Below are 17,634 nucleotides of genomic sequence, written 5' to 3' on the forward strand. Positions count from 1 at the left end.
CAACCATGCAGCGGGCGCGGCACGAGAAGGTCTTGGGCCGACTGGCAAGAGCTGAATGCAGCGAAACACGCCGGGTCATCGAGGGACCGGACGCTGTATTGGGTATGACCCCATCCATGTGGAAAGTGATTCGGGACGTCGAGGCGCCCGCAGACACCGTGTGGCGGATTCTGACCGATCTCGAAGCCTGGCCGCGTTGGGGACTGACGGTGTTCAGGGCAGAACTCGACGGCACCGCGTTCCTGCTGGGCGCGACGGGGCGGGTGTGGACACCGGTCGGTGTCCCGCTGCCGTTCGTGATCTCTGAATTCGATCCCGGCCGGACCTGGGGTTGGGATGTGGCCGGGGTACCCGCCACCCGGCACGGCGTGCGGCCGACCGACGGCGGCTGCCGGGTCTGGATGAGCGCGCCGGTGTGGGCGCCAGTCTATTTGCCGGTCCTGGAGGTCGCGGTGCGCCGGATCGCGAAGATGGCTCAGTAGAAGGGAGCTCAGCGAAGCGAGGCCCACTGAAAAGGCGCGGCTCAGTGAAAGGTGTAACCACCGTCCGGGAACAGCGTGGACCCGGTGGTGGACGGATTCAGCAGCAGATAGCCGACGGTCTGGGCGATCTCGTCCTCGGTGCTCAGCCGACCCAGCACCGTGGCCGTCCGGTAGGAGGCGAACGCCGCGTCCCGCACCTCGGCATCGCGGCGGGCCCACAGGGCGCCGTCCACCGTGCCGGGGGCGATCGCGTTGACGCGGATGGGACTGAGTTCGACGGCGAGTCCACGCGCCAGCCCCTCGATCGCGGAGTTGGCGGCGCTGTAGGCAGGCGCCGGGCCGGCGGGCCGGGCCCCGGCCGCACCGGACATCAGTACCACCGACGCATCGGCGGCGAGTTTCGGTAGCGCGGCCTTCACGGCGCGGTACTGGCCCCAGAACTTGGAGTCGAAGGCCGTTGCGGCATCGGCGACCGAAAGCTCTGCCAGCGGACCGGTGACGTACGTGGCCGCGGTGGTCAATAGTCCGTGCACCGTGGCGATTTCGGCGAAGAACCCGTCGATGCTCGCCGGGTCCGAGGTGTCGACCACACCCCACTCGGCCGCCTCACCCAACTGATCGGCGGCATCGCGAAGCGTGGCCGCGGTGCGACCGCCGAGCACCACCCGACCACCGGCGGCGGTGACGAGACGCGCGACCGCCAAACCGATCCCCGAGCCACCGCCGATGAGGACGACGGTACGACCGGCAAAAGCACTCTCCGACAACAGATATGGCATGACCTCAGGCTAGAGGCCGCCACCCGGACCCGCCCCGGTTCAGATCACTCGGATCTCAGCTGCAGACCGCGCCGACCGCCGCCGAACCGACCAGCTTGGTGTACTTGGCGAGCACGCCGGTCTTGTACACCGGGGGCAACGGCTCGAAACCAGCCTTGCGGGACTCGAATTCGGCCTCGTCGACGAGCAGATCGAGGGTGCCGTTGGCGACATCGAGACGGATCCGGTCGCCGTCCTGCACGAAGGCGATCGGGCCGCCGTCCACCGCCTCGGGGGCGATGTGGCCGACGCACAGGCCGGTGGTGCCGCCGGAGAACCGGCCGTCGGTCATCAGTAGTACATCCTTGCCCAGCCCGGCGCCCTTGATCGCACCGGTGATGGCCAGCATCTCGCGCATACCCGGGCCTCCCTTGGGGCCCTCGTAGCGGATGACGACGACGTCGCCGTGCGTGATGGTGCCGTCCTCGAGTGCGTCCAGCGCCGCCCGCTCGCGCTCGAAAACCCGTGCGGTGCCCTCGAACACGTCGGAGTCGAATCCTGCGGACTTGACCACCGCGCCCTCCGGCGCCAGCGAGCCGTGCAAGATGGTGATGCCCCCGGTGGGGTGGATCGGGTTGTTCATGGCGCGGAGCACCTTGCCGTCCGGGTCCGGCGGCTCGATGTGGGCCAGGTTCTCGGCCATTGTCTCACCGGTGACGGTCAGGCAATCCCCGTGCAGCAGACCGGCATCGAGCAGCGCGCGCATCACCACCGGCACGCCGCCGATCTCGTCGACATGCTTCATCACGTAGGCGCCGAACGGTTTGACGTCGGCGAGGTGCGGAACCTTCTGCCCGACGCGGGTGAAGTCCGCCAGCGTCAGTTCGACCCCGGCTTCCCACGCGATGGCCAGCAGGTGCAGTACCGCGTTGGTGGAACCGCCGAACGCCATCACCACGGCAATGGCGTTCTCGAAGGCCTCCTTGGTGAGGATGTCGCGGGTGGTGATTCCGCGGCGCAGCATCCCGACCACCGCTTCACCGGACCTGCGCGCGTACTCGTCGCGGCGCTTGTCGATGGCGACCGGAGATGCACTGCCCGGCAAGGACATGCCCAGTGCTTCGGCGGCCGAGGCCATGGTGTTGGCGGTGTACATGCCGCCGCAGGCGCCCTCACCCGGACAGATGGCGCGCTCGATGATGTCGACGTCCTCACGCGACATCAGCCCGCGCGCGCACGCCCCCACCGCCTCGAAGGCGTCGATGATGGTGACTTCCTTCTCCGAGCCGTCGGTCAGCTTGGCCAGGCCCGGCATGATCGAGCCGTTGTACAGGAAGACGCTGGCCAGATTCAGCCGCGCCGCCGCCATCAGCATGCCGGGGATCGACTTGTCGCAGCCGGCCAGCAGCACCGACCCGTCGAGGCGCTCGGCCTGCATGACGGTCTCGACGCTGTCGGCGATCACCTCGCGGGACACCAGGGAGAAATGCATGCCCTCGTGGCCCATCGAGATCCCGTCGGACACCGAGATGGTGCCGAACTCCAGCGGGTAGCCGCCGCCGGCGTGCACGCCGGCCTTGACGGCCTGCGCCAGCCGCTGCAGGGACATGTTGCATGGGGTGATCTCGTTCCACGACGAGCCGACGCCGATCTGCGGTTTGGCCCAGTCGTCATCGCCCATGCCGACGGCGCGCAGCATGCCGCGGGCGGCGGTCTTCTCCAGGCCGTCGGTGACATCACGACTGCGCGGCTTGATGTCGATTTCGGCCGTGGTGGGAAGAGAATCAGAACCTGAGGGCATGAAAATAAGTATGCATTCGGCGTCGTTGCCAGCCCAAACTTATTGTCGATACCCCTCTGGGGTACCGGTAGCCTGGGCCCATGAGCCGAACGGGATTACTGGCAGCACTGGCGGTTGCTGCGCTGATCTCGGGCTGCGGCGGCCAGCAATCCACACCGACGGAGTCAGCCGGGGCGACGACGTCGGGGACCGCCACCCTGACGCCCGGGGTCAATGCCACCGACCGGGCCTTCGCCTACGGGATGCTGGCCCAGCGGCCGCAGATCGACCAACTGGTCCAACTGGCGCGCACCAACTCCGGGAACCCGTCGATGGTCGCGATGGCCGACACGCTGGCCGTCAGCGAACAGCAGCAGAGCGAGACCATCAACGCACTGCTCGTGCAGTGGACCGACGGCGAAGAGGGCGGCCAGGGCCCACCGCCCGCCGGCCCGACGCTGTTCGACCGCGGGGCCGTCGAGCGGCTCGGGTCGCTGCAAGGCCCGGAATTCGACAAACTATGGCTACAGGTCATGCTCAACCACCACCAGGCTGTGATGACCATGGCTTCCTCCGAGATCAGGGAGGGTGAGGACATCAACGCCAAGACGCTGGCGCAGGCGATCATCACCACCCGTCAGGAGGAGATCGTTCACATGCAGCAGTTGATGGGAGGCGGTCCGCGATGAGTGAGGCACCGGAGCACGGCTACTCGCCGCAGAAGGAGAACTACGCCAAACGGTTGCGGCGTATCGAAGGCCAGGTCCGTGGGATCGCCAAGATGATCGACGACGACAAGTACTGCATCGACATCCTGACCCAGATCAGCGCGGTCAACAGCGCGTTGCAGTCGGTCGCGCTGGGCTTGCTCGACGAGCACCTGGGCCACTGCGTCACCCAGGCCGTCGCCGAGGGCGGCGATCAGGCCGATGCGAAACTGGCCGAGGCATCGGCGGCGATCGCCCGCCTGGTGCGGTCCTAGCGGCCGCTGAGAGAGATCACAGTTGTAACGAACCACGGCCCGGTGGCGATCAAACTCCCAGGTCAGTGGTGCGGGTCGGACGGCGATGAGGGGTCCGTCCGGCCTCGCCAGGGGATAGCTCGTTCCCCTGCTATGACACACTGGTCTGCAGATATGCCTGTGGAGGTGACATATGGCGCAGCGGACGAGAAGCACACTCGCCAGCGCGTTCTTGGCGGCCGGATTGGTCGTCGGACTTGGTTTCGGCAGCCCGGCTGCCTCGGCGGAACCCCCGGCGCCACCGCCGGCACCGGCGTTCCCCAATCCGTTCGCACCGCCGCCGGCGGCTGAACCCGACCCGTTCGCACCGGTCGGCGGCCCCGGTGCGGTGCCCCTGGCGATCCCGGAGGGCACCCCGGCCGGGCAGAACCCGAACCCCTTCATCGGGCTGCCGCCGTTCGTCCCGCCGTCCTTCAACCCGGTGAACGGGTCGATCGCGGGCGCGGCGAAGCCGATCTACATCAACTTCCAGCGGCCCATCGCCAACCGGCAGATGGCACAGGACGCGGTGCACATCACGTCCAACCCGCCGGTRCCCGGCCGGTTCTACTGGGTCACCGATACCCAGCTGCGCTGGCGGCCCCAGGACTTCTGGCCGAAGGGCGCCGTCGTCAGCATCGACGCCGCGGGCACCAAGTCGACATTCACTGTCCCGGAGCAGCTCGTCGCGACCATCGACGACGCCACCAAGACGATGACGGTGATGCGCGACGGCGAGCAGGTCAAGGAGTTCCCGGTGTCCATGGGCAAGGCGGGCAACGACACCAAGAACGGCACCTACTACGTGCTGGAGAAGTTCGCCGACATGGTGATGGACTCCTCGACCTACGGGGTGCCGGTGGATTCCGACGACGGGTACCGGACCAAGGTCAAGGACGCCGTGCGCATCGACAACAGCGGCATCTTCGTGCACGGTGCACCGTGGTCGGTGGGCTCGCAGGGCGAATCCAATGTCAGCCACGGTTGCATCAATCTCAGCCCGGCCGACGCGAAGTGGTTCTTCGACAACTTCGGCAGCGGCGACGCGGTGGTCATCAAGAACACCGACGGCGGGCTCTACAACCAGCCCGATGGCGCGTCGGATTGGCAGATGTTCTAGCCACCCGGCCGCAACGCGAAAATCCCCCGAAACCTCCAGGTTTCGGGGGATTTCTCGTTCTGTGCCTCAGCTCCAGATGCGAACGCGGCGTTCCGGCTCCAGATAGAGGGCATCGTCGGTGCCGACCTCGAACGCGTCGTAGAACGCGTCGATGTTGCGGATGACGCCGTTGCAGCGGAACTCCGGCGGCGAATGCGGGTCGGTGGCCAGCCGGCGGATCGCTTCGGCATCACGCGATTTCGTGCGCCACACCTGCGCCCAGCCGAACAGCACCCGCTGCACACCGGTGAGTCCGTCGATCACCGGCGGCTCCTCACCATCGAGCGACAGCTCGTAGGCCAGCAGCGCGATGGACAGCCCGCCCAGATCGCCGATGTTCTCCCCGACGGTGAACGCGCCGTTGACGTGATGCGAAGCGTCCAGGCTGCGAGGTGTGAATGCCTCGTACTGATCGATCAGAGCGGTGGTGCGATGGCCGAACTCGGTGCGGTCGGTGTCGGTCCACCAGTCGACGAGGTTGCCGTCACCGTCGTACTTGGCGCCCTGATCATCGAATCCGTGCCCGATCTCATGCCCGATGACCGCGCCGATCCCACCGTAGTTGGCGGCATCGTCGGCCCCGGCGTCGAAGAACGGCGGCTGCAGAATCGCTGCCGGGAAGACGATCTCGTTCATGCCCGGGTTGTAGTAGGCGTTGACCGTCTGCGGCGTCATGAACCATTCGTCATGGTCGACCGGGCCGCCGAGCTTGGCCAGGTCGCGGTCGTACTCCAGTGCGTACCCACGCTGGTAGTTGCCGTACAGGTCGGTCCGGTCGACGACGAGCGCCGAATAGTCGCGCCAGCGTGCGGGATAGCCGATCTTCGGGGTGAACTTGTCCAGCTTGGCCAGCGCGCGTTCCCGGGTCTCGGGAGTCATCCAGGCCAGGTTGGTGATGCTGACCCGGTAGGCCTCGCGCAGATTGGCCACCAGCTCGTCCATCCGGGTCTTGGCCTCGGGCGGGAAGTGGCGCTCCACGTACAGCTTTCCGACGGCGTCACCCATCAGGTTCTCGACCAGACCGACACCGCGCTTCCAGCGGTCGCGGATCTCCTCGGTGCCGCTGAGTGTCTTGCCGTAGAACGCGAAGTTCTCGGCCACCAACTCGTCGGTGAGCAGTGATGCGCGCGAGCTGATCACCCGCCAGCTCAGCCACTGCTTCCAGTCCTCCAGCGATTCACCCGACCACAGCGCCGCGAACGCGGTCAGGTAGTCGGGCTGGCGCACCACCACTTCCTCGGGGGCCGCCCCGAGCGCACTCACCCAACCGGACCAGTCGAATCCCGGTGCTTCGGTGGGTAGTTCGGTGAAAGCGCGCAGGTTGTAGGTGAGGTCGGCGTCGCGGCGCTTCACCACATCCCAGTGCGCGGCCGCCAGCTTGGTCTCCAGCGCGACGATGCGCGCGGCGGTGTTCTCCCATTCACCGGCGTACTCCTCGCCGTGCACCAGGGCGAACATCCGCGCGATATGGGCGGGGTAGCCGGACAGGATCTCGGCGTGCGAGGCGTCGCGATAGTAGGACTCGTCGGGCAGCCCCAGCCCGGACTGCGACATGTGCAGCAGGTAACGGGTGGAATCCTTGGAGTCGGTGTCGACGTAGACGCCGGTGCCGCCGCCGATCCCGGTCCGCTGCAGCCGGCCCAGCACATCTGCCAGTGCCTCCCGGTCGGAGGCGGCCGCGATGGTGGCCAGCTCGGCCTGTAGCGGGGCGACGCCGACCCGGGCGACGGTGTCGGTGTCCATGAAGCTGGCGTACAGGTCGCCTATCCGCGCCGCATCGGGCCCGTCCGCCGAGGATGCGGAGGTGATGATGTCGCGGACCTGTTCCTCGGCCCGATCGGCCAGGGTGCGGAACGCGCCGTCGGTGGCCCGATCGGCGGGAATGTCGTATTCGGCGAGCCAGCGGCCGTTCACGTGGCCGAACAGGTCATCCTGGGGACGCACCTGGGAGTCGACGAAACGCAGATCGATACCGGAACGAATATCACTATCCAGAGTCACTCTCACATCCTGCCAGAGCCTGCGACCCGGGCACCGGTAGCCTCACGGCCATGCCTGATGAGCAAACCCGGGGGCTGTCCGCTTACGGCATCGCCGCGATCGTGTTCGGTGTGCTCGGGGTGGCCGCCGCGGTCCTGGGAACGATGATCTGGTCCGGACACCGCGACGACGTCACCGAACGGGTGCACCAGACCGAGGTGCTGCAGGCCGCGGCGGACTGGACCGGTCTGCTGATCAACCTGAACAAGGACTCGGCTGCACAGAACCTGCAGCAGCTGCGCGACGGCACCGTCGGCCAGCTCAACGTGGAGTTCGACAAGACCACGGCGCCGTTCACCAGTCTGGTGGCCAAGCTGGATTCCAAGACCGTCGGCCAGGTCGAGTCCGTGTCGATCGAGACGCTGCACCACCAGGCCGGGGATGCGCAGGGCCGGCCGCCCGAGGACTCCCAACCCGAGCTGGACTCGGTGGCCTCGCGCACCGACACCGTGCTGGTGGTGGCGACCTCGGTGAACCAGAATGCCGGCGCGGAGCCGACGACCGTGCGCTGGAATCTGCGTCTGGATGTGGCCGACGTGGACGGCAAACTGCTGATCTCACAGCTGGAGACGATCCGATGAGCAACCGGCTGCGGGTACTCGCCGTCGACATCGCGGCCCCGTTGGCCGCCATCGTGGCGCTGGTGTTCATCGGCGCGGCATTGGACTGGCCGCGCTGGTGGGTGGCGGTGTGCACCGCGCTCGTCCTGCTGATCGTGCAGGGTGTGGTGGTCAACGTGGTGCTGTACCGCCGCGACGGGGTCACCGTGGGCACCGATGACGACGGTCCGGTGCTGCGCTTCGGCGTCATCACCGCCGCCGCGGTGGCGCTGGCTGCGGGCGTGTTCGTCGGCTACACGCAGTGGACGGTCCCGGATCGCAACCTCAACCGGGACACCGCCGAGGTGGTCGGTATCGCGAGCAGCGTGTCCGAGGCGTCGGCGACCTTCTCGCCGAGCAGCCCCAATGCGTCCATCGACCGGGCCACCGCCTTGATGTCACCGCGGCGCGCCGAGTCCTATCGCAACGAATTCGCAGCTGTGGCAAAGGATTTGACCAGCCGCAACATCTCCGGTCAGGCGCAGACAGTGTCGGCCGGGGTGGAGGCCATCGGGCCGGCGGTGGCCAGCGTCGCCGTGGTGATGCGGGGCACCCAGAACGCCCCGGGCAAGCCCGCCGATGTCGCGGTGCTCGCGCTGCGCGTGACGTTGGAGAAGGAAGGCGGCAAGTGGCTGGTGACCGACGTGACGCCGATCAACGCCCGCTGAGGAGGGGGAGGAGCTAGCCGGAGTTGGCGGCGCGCTGGGCGCGGATCCGGGCGAACCGGTCCGACAGCCGGCGCATCCGGATCATCAACGACGCCGACGGAGTGGTCGCCGCGTCCAGGAACCCGGTGAACTCCTCGCTGGGAACCCCGATACGGGAGGCGAACTCCGGGGCGCCGAGACCGGAGCGTTCCAGTAACTGGCGCACATGGCGGGCCACCTCGGCGCACTCATTGGCCTCAAGATGCTCGCGGGCCTTCTCCAGGACCTCGGCCAGCGCGGCCGACACCCCGTAGGGCTGCTCGGTCGCCAGCACCTCTTCGACCTGCCGGGCGGTCCTGCCGAACGGGTCACGTTTGATGGCGGCGACGATGCGCTGCCACACGTCGAGGTCGTCGTTGTCCAGTGCGGCACGGATCGCCGACGTCGGCCAGAACTCCACGGGCCGCTCGTCGGGACGTTGAAATTTCCCGTCGCTTCGCTCGCCCGGACCGAATTTCCCGTCGCTTCGCTCGCCCGGACCGAACTTCCCGTCGCTGCGCTCGCCCGGACCGAACTCCCCGTCGTCCTGCCGGCTCGGCGAGGGCTTCGCGGCCAAACTCACTTCGCCTCCTCCAGCATCGCTACGGCAACCGACAGGCAACTCTGCCGGACTGTGGCCCAATCGGCGTCGGTCTGTTCCGGCGCGTCCGGTTCGTCCGACGGACGCGGGTCTGCCAGCCGTCGAACCAGTTGCGTGGCGACCCATTGCGCCCGCGGGCGTTGTCCACAGTAGTACCGGTCCATGCCGGTGAGGACGCGGGCCGCGGTGTGGGTTTCCATAGAATCCACCAGCCGGGCGAACTCGGTGTAGTCCTTGGTGCTGTTGCGGCACATCAGCAGGTAGCTCTTCAGCCGCAGCGTCTCGGCGCCGGTCGGGATGAGCAGCCGGTCACCGGTGGGCAGCTGCACATTGGTGGCCTCCATCGGGCCGCGGCGCTGCACCGGCAGGCGCTCGGAGTCCGAGGCGGTGGCCAGTGCGTCGAGTGCGACGTTGAGCCGCCCACGCCACATCGTGATGGGATGCACGGGCCGGGCCGCGGTGTTGGTCGGGATGCGCCCGCTGAACCGTCGCGCGCCGACGACATCGGGTGCCGGGCCGCAGCCGCTGAACGCCAGCGGGTCGGGGACCACCACGGTGTGCGGGGCAAGGCTTTTCAGCTTGGCTGCGGATTTGACCACCATGCGCAGGTCCCCGCCGGGCGCGGCCGCCGCGGTCTCGGGGACCATCACCAGGTCGCTGATGTCGACCTTGGGCAGCGGCTTCTCGAAGTCGACCGACGGCAGGATGCGGTCCAGCCAGCGCGGCAGCCACCAGTTCCACTGGTCGAACATCGCCATCAGTGCGGGCACCAGCACCAGCCGCACGATGGTGGCGTCCACCGCGATGGCCGTCGCGCAGGCCACCCCGATCTGGGCGACCAGCGGCATACCCGCGAACGCGAACCCGATGAACACCGCGATCATGATCAGCGCCGCGCTGGTGATGGTGCGGGCGCTGGTCGACACGCCGTAGGTGACGGCGTCGCGGGTGTTGTTGGTGATCAGGTACCGCTCCCGGATCCGGGTCAGCAGGAAGATCTCGTAGTCCATGGACAGGCCGAAGGTCATGGCCAGCACCAGCGGCGGCACCGTGCTGTCCAGCGACTCCAGCGGCGCGAAGCCCAGGTCTTCCAGCCAGCCCCACTGGAACACCACGACCAGGCTGCCGTAGGCGGCGGCCACCGAGAGCACCGTCATCAGCACGCCCTTGAGGGCGAGGAACACCGACCGGATCGCAATCAGCAGCATGACGAACGCGATCAGCGACACGAACAGGAAGACCAGCGGCTGTACTGCCGACACCTGATCGTCGAAGTCCTTGATCAGCGCCGTGGGGCCACCCACGTCGATGCGCAGCGCGCTGTCGACGCGGGGCAGCTCGGCGCGCAACCAGTCCACGGCCTCGCGGGCCCGGAAGTCCTCGGGGTCCACCGACAGCACCGCCGACATCAACGCGCTGTCGTTGTCCTTGCCGATCGCCGGCGGGGACACCGTCGCGACGTTGGGTCCCTGGGCCATCCGCTGCCCGATGGCGTCCAGCGTGCTGCGCGACGTCGAACTGTCCGCATTGCCGTCGGGGAAGGTGACCAGTACCCGCACCGGTCCCAGCGCACCCGGTCCCAGCGCCTCGGAGGCCGCATTGACGCCGCCGCGGATCTCGTGGCTGGGGTCGAACTGGCGCAGCATGCTGTTACCGAGGGTCATCGCGAACGCGGGGGCGGCCATGGTGAGCAGGAAGACCGCGGCCAGGGAGGCGGACAGCCACGGGCGTCGCATGACGCCGCCGATCCAGCGGGTCCAGAACCGGGACTGGGTGGTATCAGGGCGTCGAGACCAGTGCAGCAGTCGGGACCGTTTGGCCGCGGAGCGACCGAAGGTGGCCAGCACCGCCGGGGTCAGCGTCGTCGAGGTGAGCACCGCGACGGCGACCGCCAGGATGGCGCCGGTCGCCATGGACTGCAGCACCGGGGTGTTGATGAGGTAGATACCGGTGACGGAGGCGATCACGGTGGCACCGGAGAGCACGACGGCCAACCCCGAGGTCGCCATCGCCGCGTCCACGGCCTGGGCCGAGTCGCGGCCGGCCCGCAGCTCCTCCCGATAACGCATCAGGATGAACAGCGAATAGTCGACGGCCAGCGCGATCCCGAACATCGACACCGTCGAGGTCGCGAACACACTCATGGTGGTCACCGAGGACAACAGGAAGACCACGCCCATCGTCACCGCCACCGTGCAGACCCCGAGCAGCAGCGGCATCGCCGCGGCCGCCAGCGAGCCGAAGACCGCGAGCAGGATGATCAGGACGACCGGCAGATTCCATTTCTCGGCCTGCGCGATGTCGTGTTTGGTGGCGTACTGCGCCGCGGCGCCGAGTGCGCCCTGCCCGATGACGTAGAGCCGGACCTTGCCGTTCTCGGATTCGCCTGCCGTGTCCCCATGGATGCCGACCTTGTCGCGCAGCTGATTGGCGATGTCGACGGCGCCGCTGTTGTTGAAGTCCATCTGCAGCTGGACGACGTAGGGGCGGTCCGGCGCCGGCGGTGGCTGCTGCGGGTTGGGTACCTCGGTGATGCTGGGCACCTCGGTGGCGATGCGCTGCAGCTGAGCGACCGCGGCGTTCATGTCCTCGAACGACGCGTCGGCGCGCGGCACGGCGACCAGCGCCAACGGTGAGGCGCCCTGGTCGGGGAACTGCTCCTCGATCTGGTGCTGAACGCGCAGCGACTGTGAGCCGGCGACTTCGAAACCGCCGCCGGTGAGCTGGTCGGACTGGTTCATCGCCAGGTATACGGAAGGCACCAGAAGCAGAACCCACACCACAAACACCGCCCAGCGATATCTGCGCAGGTTGCTGCTCAAGCGCATCATGAACTGCTGGATGGCGCCCTCTGCCTTTCTCCCCGCTGGCTGGTAGCGAGAGCGTACCGCAGCAGCCTGTGAGGTGGCGGGGGGTCGTTTTCACTTGTGACCAGGCCGGAATGTTCACGTTGCGCACGTGTGCGGTGCACGAACCCCGGACGACCTGCAAGTTTGCTGCGTAGATTGGTCGCCGGATCACCCGGATGGCATGATGGCCTCTGATCGTTTCTGGGTCGGGGATCCGAGCACCGCCGATCGCGACTGTTCGCGAGCCGGTATCACGTGCATCACTGGCAAGGAGTGCCCATGACTGTCACCACTGCGCCGCTGCGCCGCGGTCTGTTCGCCGTGTTCGCTGGAAGCGCCATCGGCGGGGCCGCGCTGCTCGGCATGTCCGGTGTGAGCGCGCCCGCGGCGGGTGCCGCACCCGATCCGTGCGCGGCCAGCCAGATCGCCAAGACCGTCGGTTCGGTGGCCACCTCGATGGGCACCTACCTGGATGCGCACCCGGCGGCCAACCAATCGCTCACGGCGATCGCGGCACAACCGGCGGGCCCGCAGTCGCTGGTCGCGACGAAGAATTACTTCGACACCAACCCGCAGACCGCCAAGGACCTGCAACAGCTGCAGGCCCCGCTGGTCAAACTGTCGGCCCAGTGCAAGCTGCCGGTCACGTTGCCCCAGTTGCTCGGACTGATGCAGGCCGCCCAGACGCCCGCCGCGAATCTGCCGGGCGGGCTGGACGCGCTGGCCAACGTCGGCGCCCAGGGTGCCGCCGACGCGGTGACCTCGGGCACCGTCCCGGGTATCGGTTCGGTGTCCGGTCCCGCCGCTGCCACGCGGTGACGCCGCTGAAGCGGCCATAATCCAGGAGTGCGCACAAACGAGCATTCCCCGTCGGAGAACACCGGCCGCACGGTCCTGATGGTCGACGACGACCCGGACGTGCGGACGTCGGTGGCCCGGGGGCTGCGCCATTCCGGCTTCGACGTCCGGGTCGCCGCGAACGGCAAGGAGGCACTCCGGCTGCTTTCCAACGAGGCGCACGACGCGCTGGTGCTGGACGTGCAGATGCCCGAACTGGACGGGGTGGCCGTGGTGACGGCGCTGCGGGCACTGGGTAACGAGATCCCGATCTGCGTGCTGTCGGCCCGCGACACCGTCAACGACCGCATCGCCGGTCTGGAGGCGGGCGCCGACGACTATCTGACGAAGCCGTTCGATCTCGGTGAGCTGGTGGCCCGCCTGCATGCCCTGCTGCGCCGGTCCAGCCATTCCGAACAGGAATCGGACGTCATGATCGTGGGGCCGCTGACCATCGACACCGCGCGCCGCCTGGTCTACGTCGACGGTGAACGCGCCGATCTGACCAAGCGCGAATTCGATCTGCTGGCGGTGCTGGCCGAGAACGCCGGCGTGGTGCTCACCCGGCAGCGCCTGCTCGAGCTGGTGTGGGGCTACGACTTCGACGTCGACACCAACGTCGCCGACGTGTTCATCTCCTATCTGCGGCGCAAGCTGGAGCGCGAGGACCGGCCGCGGGTCATCCACACCGTGCGCGGTATCGGGTACGTGCTGCGGGAAGAGGCGTAATGAGAAGGGGCTGCCGGTGCGCTTATCCCTTCCCCTGATCGGCCGGTCGGCCTCGCTGCGCACCCGGGTCGCCGTGGCGTCCGCGATCGCGGCCTCCGCGGTGGTGGCCGCCTTCACCGTGCTGACCACCGTGGTGCTGGTGAACAACGATGCCGCACAATTGGATCGGCGTCTGGACTCGATCGTCGAGGCGAGCATGTTCCCCGAGCAGCTGTCCGACCCGCGCCGGGGGGTCCTCACCACCGGCCGGTCCCGATCCAGCGGGCAGGTGATGTTTCAGCGCGGATTCCAGCTGCCGGCGCTGCCGCCGGGCACCGAGACCGTCGCGGTCAACGGTGTCGAATACCGGGTCCGCACCATCCCGATGGACCAGCAGGGCGGCGGTGTGCTGCTCTCGATCGGCATCCGCGCCGACAGTATCCTGTTGAGCCAGGCCAGAATTCCGATCTACATCGCGGTCGGTGTGCTGACGGTGTTGGTGGCGGCCGGATTCGGCTGGCTGCTGGCCGGGCCCGCGGTGCGGCCGCTGCGCAGGCTGACCGAGCAGACCAAGCTGCTGGGCAACAAATCGGGTGCGCAGATGCCCGCCGTCACCGGTGCGCGCGAAGCCGAGGAATTGTCGGATGCGATGGCGGGCATGCTGAGCAGGCTGGTGGCCGCGCAGCAGGCGACCACCCGGTCTCTGCAGGCCGCACAGGATTTCGCGGCCAACGCGGCGCACGAACTGCGCACCCCGCTCACGGCCATGCGGGCCGACCTGGATACCCYGCGCATCCACGATCTGCCGACCGAGGAGCGCGAGGAGGTGGTGGCCGACCTGCTGCGCGCCCAGCGCAGAGTGGAAGCCATCATCACCGCGCTGGGTCAGCTGGCCTCGGGTCAACTGGCCCAGGCCGAGGACCGCGAACTGATCGACATCACCGATCTGCTGGACCGGGTGGCACGTGAGAACGCGCGCGCCGACGCCCCGGCGGACATCACGGTGGAGGCCGGCGACGATCTCGGCATGGTGTGGGGGTGGCCCGGCGGGCTGCGCCTCGCGGTGGACAACCTGGTGCGCAACGCCGTCGCGCACGGTGCGGCGCACCGGATCGTGCTGTCCGGGATCCGCGGCCCGCACCGGCAATTGCGCATCGTGGTCGACGATGACGGGCGCGGCCTGCCCGCCGAGGAACGCACCGCGGTGCTCGGCCGGTTCGCGCGGGGTAGCACCGCCGCGCCCGGCGGCTCGGGTCTGGGGCTGGCGCTGGTCACTCAGYAGGCGGCGCTGCACGGCGGCCGGCTCGAACTGTCGGACAGCCCACTGGGCGGGCTGCGTGCGACGCTGACGATCTCCGACCGCGCGCCCGATCAGATCGAGGACGGTGCCGAGGCCTCGGCGCTCAGCGCCGCGCCAGAACCGTCGCGATGGCGCGCCAGCCGAGCAGCAGCACGGCGGTCGTGATCGAGGCCACCACGATGAAACTGGTGGCGGTTCCGGCAGAGGTGGCCCTGCGCAACAACATTCCGACGACCACGGTGAACACCCAGACGATCAGCCCGGTGGGGTAGAGGGTGGCGGGCCGCTGCCAGGCCCGCGCCGCGGCCCAGCCCGCCAGGGTCCCCGTCAGGAACGGCCAGGCCGTCTCGGCGACACCGGCGACGGTCAGACCCTCGGCGTGGCTGCGTCTGCCGATGGTGCAGAACACCACCACGCACAGCAGGTCGGTCAGCAGCGCCACCAGCGGGCGCGGACGTTCATTCACCGGAGTAGTCCATCACATCGGAAAACAGTGGGAGCAGCCCGGTTTCGTCACGCGGTGACACGTCGGGCTGCAACGGTGCGGGTTTGCCGGCCATCGCGGCGTCGACCGCATCGCCGTCCGGGCCGACCTGATCGGATGTCCGTGCGGTGAGGCGGAATTCGTCGATGACGAAGGGCAGGCCGTCGGCCTTGAGCGGGTCCGGTCCGTCCATCACGTGGAAATGCAGATGCGGTGCGTCGGTGTTGCCGCTGTTGCCCAGCTGCCCGAGCACCTGCCCGGTGCTGAGCCGGTCGCCGGGTTTCACCGCGACCGAACCGGTTTTCAGGTGCGCGTAGAACGCGTAGTTCCCGTTACCGATGTCCTGCACCACATGATTTCCGCCGTACTCGTCCAGCCGCAGCCCGGTGGGGTTGACGCCGGACACCTGCTCGGGCAGGCCGTCGAGGACGGCGACCACCGGACCGTCGGCGACGGCGTGGATATCGGCGCCGAAGTAGGGATAGCTCTGCAGGTCCTCGACCGCGCCGTCGTACAGCCGGCCGTCGGGCATCAGCTGCACGTAGTCGATGGCGAACCGTTCGGCTCCCCAGAGTCCGCCGTCGATCGGGTTGATCGCCATCCGGTGCGCCGTCATCCCGCAGCAGCCGTTGGCATCCCACCATTGCGGCCCGCGTAGCGGTGCGGCGATGGTGACCGGTTTCCGGGTTTGCACGGTCACCGGCGCGACGGACTCGGTCACCTCGGCKGGCATCAGCGGCGGCACGGGCTGGGTCAGTCTCACCCGCACCTGGTGGTCGAGTTCGGTGGGCGCCTGCCCGTTCTCGGTGATCACATCGAGCCAGACCAGCGCGGACTGCGACGGTCCGAGTGTTGCGGTCGGGGTGGTGGTGCCCAGCACCCGGGTGCGGCCGGCGAGCTCGGCGCCGGCCAGTGTCAGCAGGGGATCGCCGGCGCCGGGACGCACCAGGACCGAGTCCACGGTGACGTCCTGGTTCATCGAATTGGTCAGCAGCAGTTCGTAAACCAGGTGGGTACGGCCATCGGTGGCGGGCACCGGTATTGGGGCGGCCAGGACCCGGGCCAGCAGTGGGGTGGCCACCGGCGCGGCGGGCGTGCTGGTGGTGGATGTGGGCGCAGGAGTCGACGATGACGTCGCCGACGTCTCGGTACTCGCCTGTTCGGTGCTGGGCGAACAGGCTGCCAGGACCGCGACAGCGCCGAAAGTCAGTGCCAGGAAGGATGTTCGGCGCATCACGGGTCTCCTGCTTGCTTCGGTGGGTCCTCCGGTGCGTCGGGGTCGACGTCCATCTCGGTACGGAACATGAAGAAGAACACCACCCAGCCGATCGACGAGATGAAGATCCAGCTGACCAACCGGTAGATGAGCATGGCCGAGATCGCCGAGGCCAGGGTCATCCCGCTGGATACCAGGCCGGGCACCAGCACCGCCTCCACCACCAGCAGGCCGCCGGGCATCAGCGGGATCGATCCGACGGCGCGCGCGGCGGCGTAGGCCACCGTCAGTGCGGCCAGCGACGGATGTCCGCCCGCCGCGTAGGCGGCGAACGCCAGGCAGGCGACATCGGCGATCCAGTTGAACAGCGACCACCCGAACGCATTGCCCAGCGCACGCCGGCTCAGCCGCACCGATTCCAGCTGGCGCAGCATCTCGCGCCACTTGTCCAGCCAGGTGTCGGTGGGTTTGCCGCGCAGCGAATTGAACCAGGACAGCAGCCGGACCCCGATACCGTCGAGCTGCTGGGGGTTGGAGGCCACCGACTGGGCCAGCACCAGCAGCAGGAAGAACCCGCCGAGGGTGAAGATCAGCGAGAGCGGGTTCTTGCTGGCGCCCAGCAGGAACGCCCCGCCCAGCCCCAGTAGCGCCAGGCCGACGGCCTGCAGCACGCCGGACATCACCAATTGCCAGGACGCCACCACCGGGGAGGCGCCCCAGATGCGCTGCTGGCGGTACACGAAGGTGGCCGAGAGCACCGGTCCGCCGGGCAGCGTGGTGGACAGCGCGTTACCGGCATAGAACGCGGCCTCGGACCGCCACTGCCGCACCGTGACGCCCGCCGAACGCAGCAGGGTGCGCTGGATCTGCGCGAAGCTGTGCATCGAGGCCATCGCCGCGACGACGGCGGCCAGCACCCACCACCAGTTCGCCGACAACAGGCTGGTCCAGGCCTTGGCCAGCTGATCCCACACCAGCACCAGTTCGACAGTCAGCACCAGCACGGCGACCGCGAGGACGGCCCACCGCACCCACCAGTACTTGCCCCGCGGGCGCGCGTCCTGGCCAGGGGCGTCGCTCATCGGCGCGTCGTGCGACACGTCCTACAGGGTAACGGCGCGCGCTGCGGGTTCCC

At 68.4% G+C, this 17,634-nt stretch carries 17 protein-coding genes; 9 read left to right on the forward strand and 8 right to left on the reverse strand.

The annotated features are described in order from the left end of the window. Nucleotides 1–116 precede the first annotated feature (116 nt). On the forward strand, nt 117–482 hold the full coding sequence (locus AC1DTF_RS19055) for an SRPBCC family protein (RefSeq protein ID WP_477475213.1): 366 nt from the start codon (nt 117–119) through the stop codon (nt 480–482). A 41-nt stretch (nt 483–523) separates the two neighbouring features. Here the strand turns inward: AC1DTF_RS19055 and AC1DTF_RS19060 are convergent, their stop codons facing one another. Then, nucleotides 524–1,261 carry an SDR family oxidoreductase gene (locus AC1DTF_RS19060; RefSeq protein WP_477475188.1) on the reverse strand — a complete coding sequence of 246 codons (738 nt, stop codon included), beginning with the start codon at nt 1,259–1,261 and terminating at the stop codon, nt 524–526. Between the two features lie 55 nt (nt 1,262–1,316). Next, on the reverse strand, nt 1,317–3,041 hold the full coding sequence (gene ilvD / locus AC1DTF_RS19065; protein ID WP_057169951.1) for a dihydroxy-acid dehydratase: 1,725 nt from the start codon (nt 3,039–3,041) through the stop codon (nt 1,317–1,319). An 80-nt stretch (nt 3,042–3,121) separates the two neighbouring features. On the opposite strand from ilvD, the gene AC1DTF_RS19070 reads away from it, so the two are divergent. From AC1DTF_RS19070 to AC1DTF_RS19080, 3 genes are all read left to right on the forward strand, one after another. After that, entirely contained in the window at nt 3,122–3,709 is a 588-nt protein-coding gene (locus tag AC1DTF_RS19070) for a DUF305 domain-containing protein (protein WP_477475189.1), read from the forward strand. Then, complete coding sequence (gene ricR / locus AC1DTF_RS19075) at nt 3,706–4,002, forward strand: copper-sensing transcriptional repressor RicR (protein ID WP_057169949.1); 297 nt, start codon at nt 3,706–3,708, stop codon at nt 4,000–4,002. The genes AC1DTF_RS19070 and ricR overlap by 4 nt, the downstream gene beginning before the upstream one ends. Before the next feature lie 172 nt (nt 4,003–4,174). Next, nucleotides 4,175–5,140, forward strand: a complete 966-nt coding sequence (locus tag AC1DTF_RS19080) for a L,D-transpeptidase (protein ID WP_057169948.1) — start codon at nt 4,175–4,177, stop codon at nt 5,138–5,140. Nucleotides 5,141–5,206: 66 nt separating this feature from the next. Here AC1DTF_RS19080 and AC1DTF_RS19085 read toward each other — a convergent pair whose 3' ends face one another. Further along, entirely contained in the window at nt 5,207–7,180 is a 1,974-nt protein-coding gene (locus AC1DTF_RS19085) for a M13 family metallopeptidase (protein WP_477475190.1), read from the reverse strand. 50 nt (nt 7,181–7,230) lie between these two features. Between AC1DTF_RS19085 and AC1DTF_RS19090 the strand changes: the two genes are divergently transcribed. Both AC1DTF_RS19090 and AC1DTF_RS19095 read left to right on the forward strand, forming a co-directional pair. Beyond that, entirely contained in the window at nt 7,231–7,800 is a 570-nt protein-coding gene (locus AC1DTF_RS19090) for a hypothetical protein (RefSeq protein ID WP_477475191.1), read from the forward strand. Beyond that, nucleotides 7,797–8,486 (forward strand): hypothetical protein, encoded by a 690-nt coding sequence (locus tag AC1DTF_RS19095; protein ID WP_477475192.1) that lies wholly within the window; start codon nt 7,797–7,799, stop codon nt 8,484–8,486. Before AC1DTF_RS19090 ends, AC1DTF_RS19095 begins: the two co-directional genes overlap by 4 nt. Before the next feature lie 13 nt (nt 8,487–8,499). Here the strand turns inward: AC1DTF_RS19095 and AC1DTF_RS19100 are convergent, their stop codons facing one another. Together AC1DTF_RS19100 and AC1DTF_RS19105 are read right to left on the reverse strand one after the other, a co-directional pair. Next, complete coding sequence (locus AC1DTF_RS19100; RefSeq protein WP_477475193.1) at nt 8,500–9,087, reverse strand: XRE family transcriptional regulator; 588 nt, start codon at nt 9,085–9,087, stop codon at nt 8,500–8,502. Further along, a complete protein-coding gene (locus AC1DTF_RS19105) occupies nt 9,084–11,936 on the reverse strand; it encodes an MMPL family transporter (protein ID WP_057169943.1) in 2,853 nt (950 codons plus the stop codon). The genes AC1DTF_RS19100 and AC1DTF_RS19105 overlap by 4 nt, the downstream gene beginning before the upstream one ends. Before the next feature lie 297 nt (nt 11,937–12,233). Between AC1DTF_RS19105 and AC1DTF_RS19110 the strand changes: the two genes are divergently transcribed. The 3 genes from AC1DTF_RS19110 to AC1DTF_RS19120 all read left to right on the forward strand — a co-directional run bounded on the left by AC1DTF_RS19110 (nt 12,234) and on the right by AC1DTF_RS19120 (nt 14,964). Then, a complete protein-coding gene (locus AC1DTF_RS19110) occupies nt 12,234–12,773 on the forward strand; it encodes a hemophore (RefSeq protein ID WP_477475194.1) in 540 nt (179 codons plus the stop codon). 78 nt (nt 12,774–12,851) lie between these two features. Then, nucleotides 12,852–13,520, forward strand: coding sequence for a response regulator transcription factor (locus tag AC1DTF_RS19115; protein ID WP_082614434.1), 669 nt, complete (start codon nt 12,852–12,854; stop codon nt 13,518–13,520). Between the two features lie 16 nt (nt 13,521–13,536). Continuing rightward, on the forward strand, nt 13,537–14,964 hold the full coding sequence (locus AC1DTF_RS19120) for a sensor histidine kinase (protein WP_477475195.1): 1,428 nt from the start codon (nt 13,537–13,539) through the stop codon (nt 14,962–14,964). Here the strand turns inward: AC1DTF_RS19120 and AC1DTF_RS19125 are convergent. From AC1DTF_RS19125 to AC1DTF_RS19135, 3 genes are read right to left on the reverse strand one after another with little or no spacing between them, the layout of a single operon-like run. Further along, nucleotides 14,903–15,265: a DUF3054 domain-containing protein gene (locus tag AC1DTF_RS19125; RefSeq protein WP_477475196.1), complete on the reverse strand. Its 363-nt coding sequence runs from the start codon at nt 15,263–15,265 to the stop codon at nt 14,903–14,905. The genes AC1DTF_RS19120 and AC1DTF_RS19125 overlap by 62 nt on opposite strands. Next, nucleotides 15,258–16,517, reverse strand: coding sequence for a M23 family metallopeptidase (locus AC1DTF_RS19130; protein WP_477475214.1), 1,260 nt, complete (start codon nt 16,515–16,517; stop codon nt 15,258–15,260). The genes AC1DTF_RS19125 and AC1DTF_RS19130 overlap by 8 nt, the downstream gene beginning before the upstream one ends. Then, on the reverse strand, nt 16,517–17,599 hold the full coding sequence (locus AC1DTF_RS19135) for a lysylphosphatidylglycerol synthase transmembrane domain-containing protein (RefSeq protein ID WP_057169939.1): 1,083 nt from the start codon (nt 17,597–17,599) through the stop codon (nt 16,517–16,519). The genes AC1DTF_RS19130 and AC1DTF_RS19135 overlap by 1 nt, the downstream gene beginning before the upstream one ends. Between the last annotated feature and the right edge of the window lie 35 nt (nt 17,600–17,634).

The organism is Mycobacterium sp. P4_H6 (assembly GCF_056400845.1).

What these genes read in the sequence shown, in the direction of transcription:
- AC1DTF_RS19110 (WP_477475194.1), top strand. Translation starts at nt 12,234, where the DNA reads ATGACTGTCACCACTGCGCCGCTGCGCCGCGGTCTGTTCGCCGTGTTC.
- ilvD (WP_057169951.1), bottom strand. Translation starts at nt 3,041, where the DNA reads ATGCCCTCAGGTTCTGATTCTCTTCCCACCACGGCCGAAATCGACATC.
- AC1DTF_RS19055 (WP_477475213.1), top strand. Translation starts at nt 117, where the DNA reads ATGTGGAAAGTGATTCGGGACGTCGAGGCGCCCGCAGACACCGTGTGG.
- AC1DTF_RS19115 (WP_082614434.1), top strand. Translation starts at nt 12,852, where the DNA reads ATGGTCGACGACGACCCGGACGTGCGGACGTCGGTGGCCCGGGGGCTG.
- ricR (WP_057169949.1), top strand. Translation starts at nt 3,706, where the DNA reads ATGAGTGAGGCACCGGAGCACGGCTACTCGCCGCAGAAGGAGAACTAC.
- AC1DTF_RS19070 (WP_477475189.1), top strand. Translation starts at nt 3,122, where the DNA reads ATGAGCCGAACGGGATTACTGGCAGCACTGGCGGTTGCTGCGCTGATC.
- AC1DTF_RS19105 (WP_057169943.1), bottom strand. Translation starts at nt 11,936, where the DNA reads ATGATGCGCTTGAGCAGCAACCTGCGCAGATATCGCTGGGCGGTGTTT.
- AC1DTF_RS19090 (WP_477475191.1), top strand. Translation starts at nt 7,231, where the DNA reads ATGCCTGATGAGCAAACCCGGGGGCTGTCCGCTTACGGCATCGCCGCG.
- AC1DTF_RS19095 (WP_477475192.1), top strand. Translation starts at nt 7,797, where the DNA reads ATGAGCAACCGGCTGCGGGTACTCGCCGTCGACATCGCGGCCCCGTTG.
- AC1DTF_RS19060 (WP_477475188.1), bottom strand. Translation starts at nt 1,261, where the DNA reads ATGCCATATCTGTTGTCGGAGAGTGCTTTTGCCGGTCGTACCGTCGTC.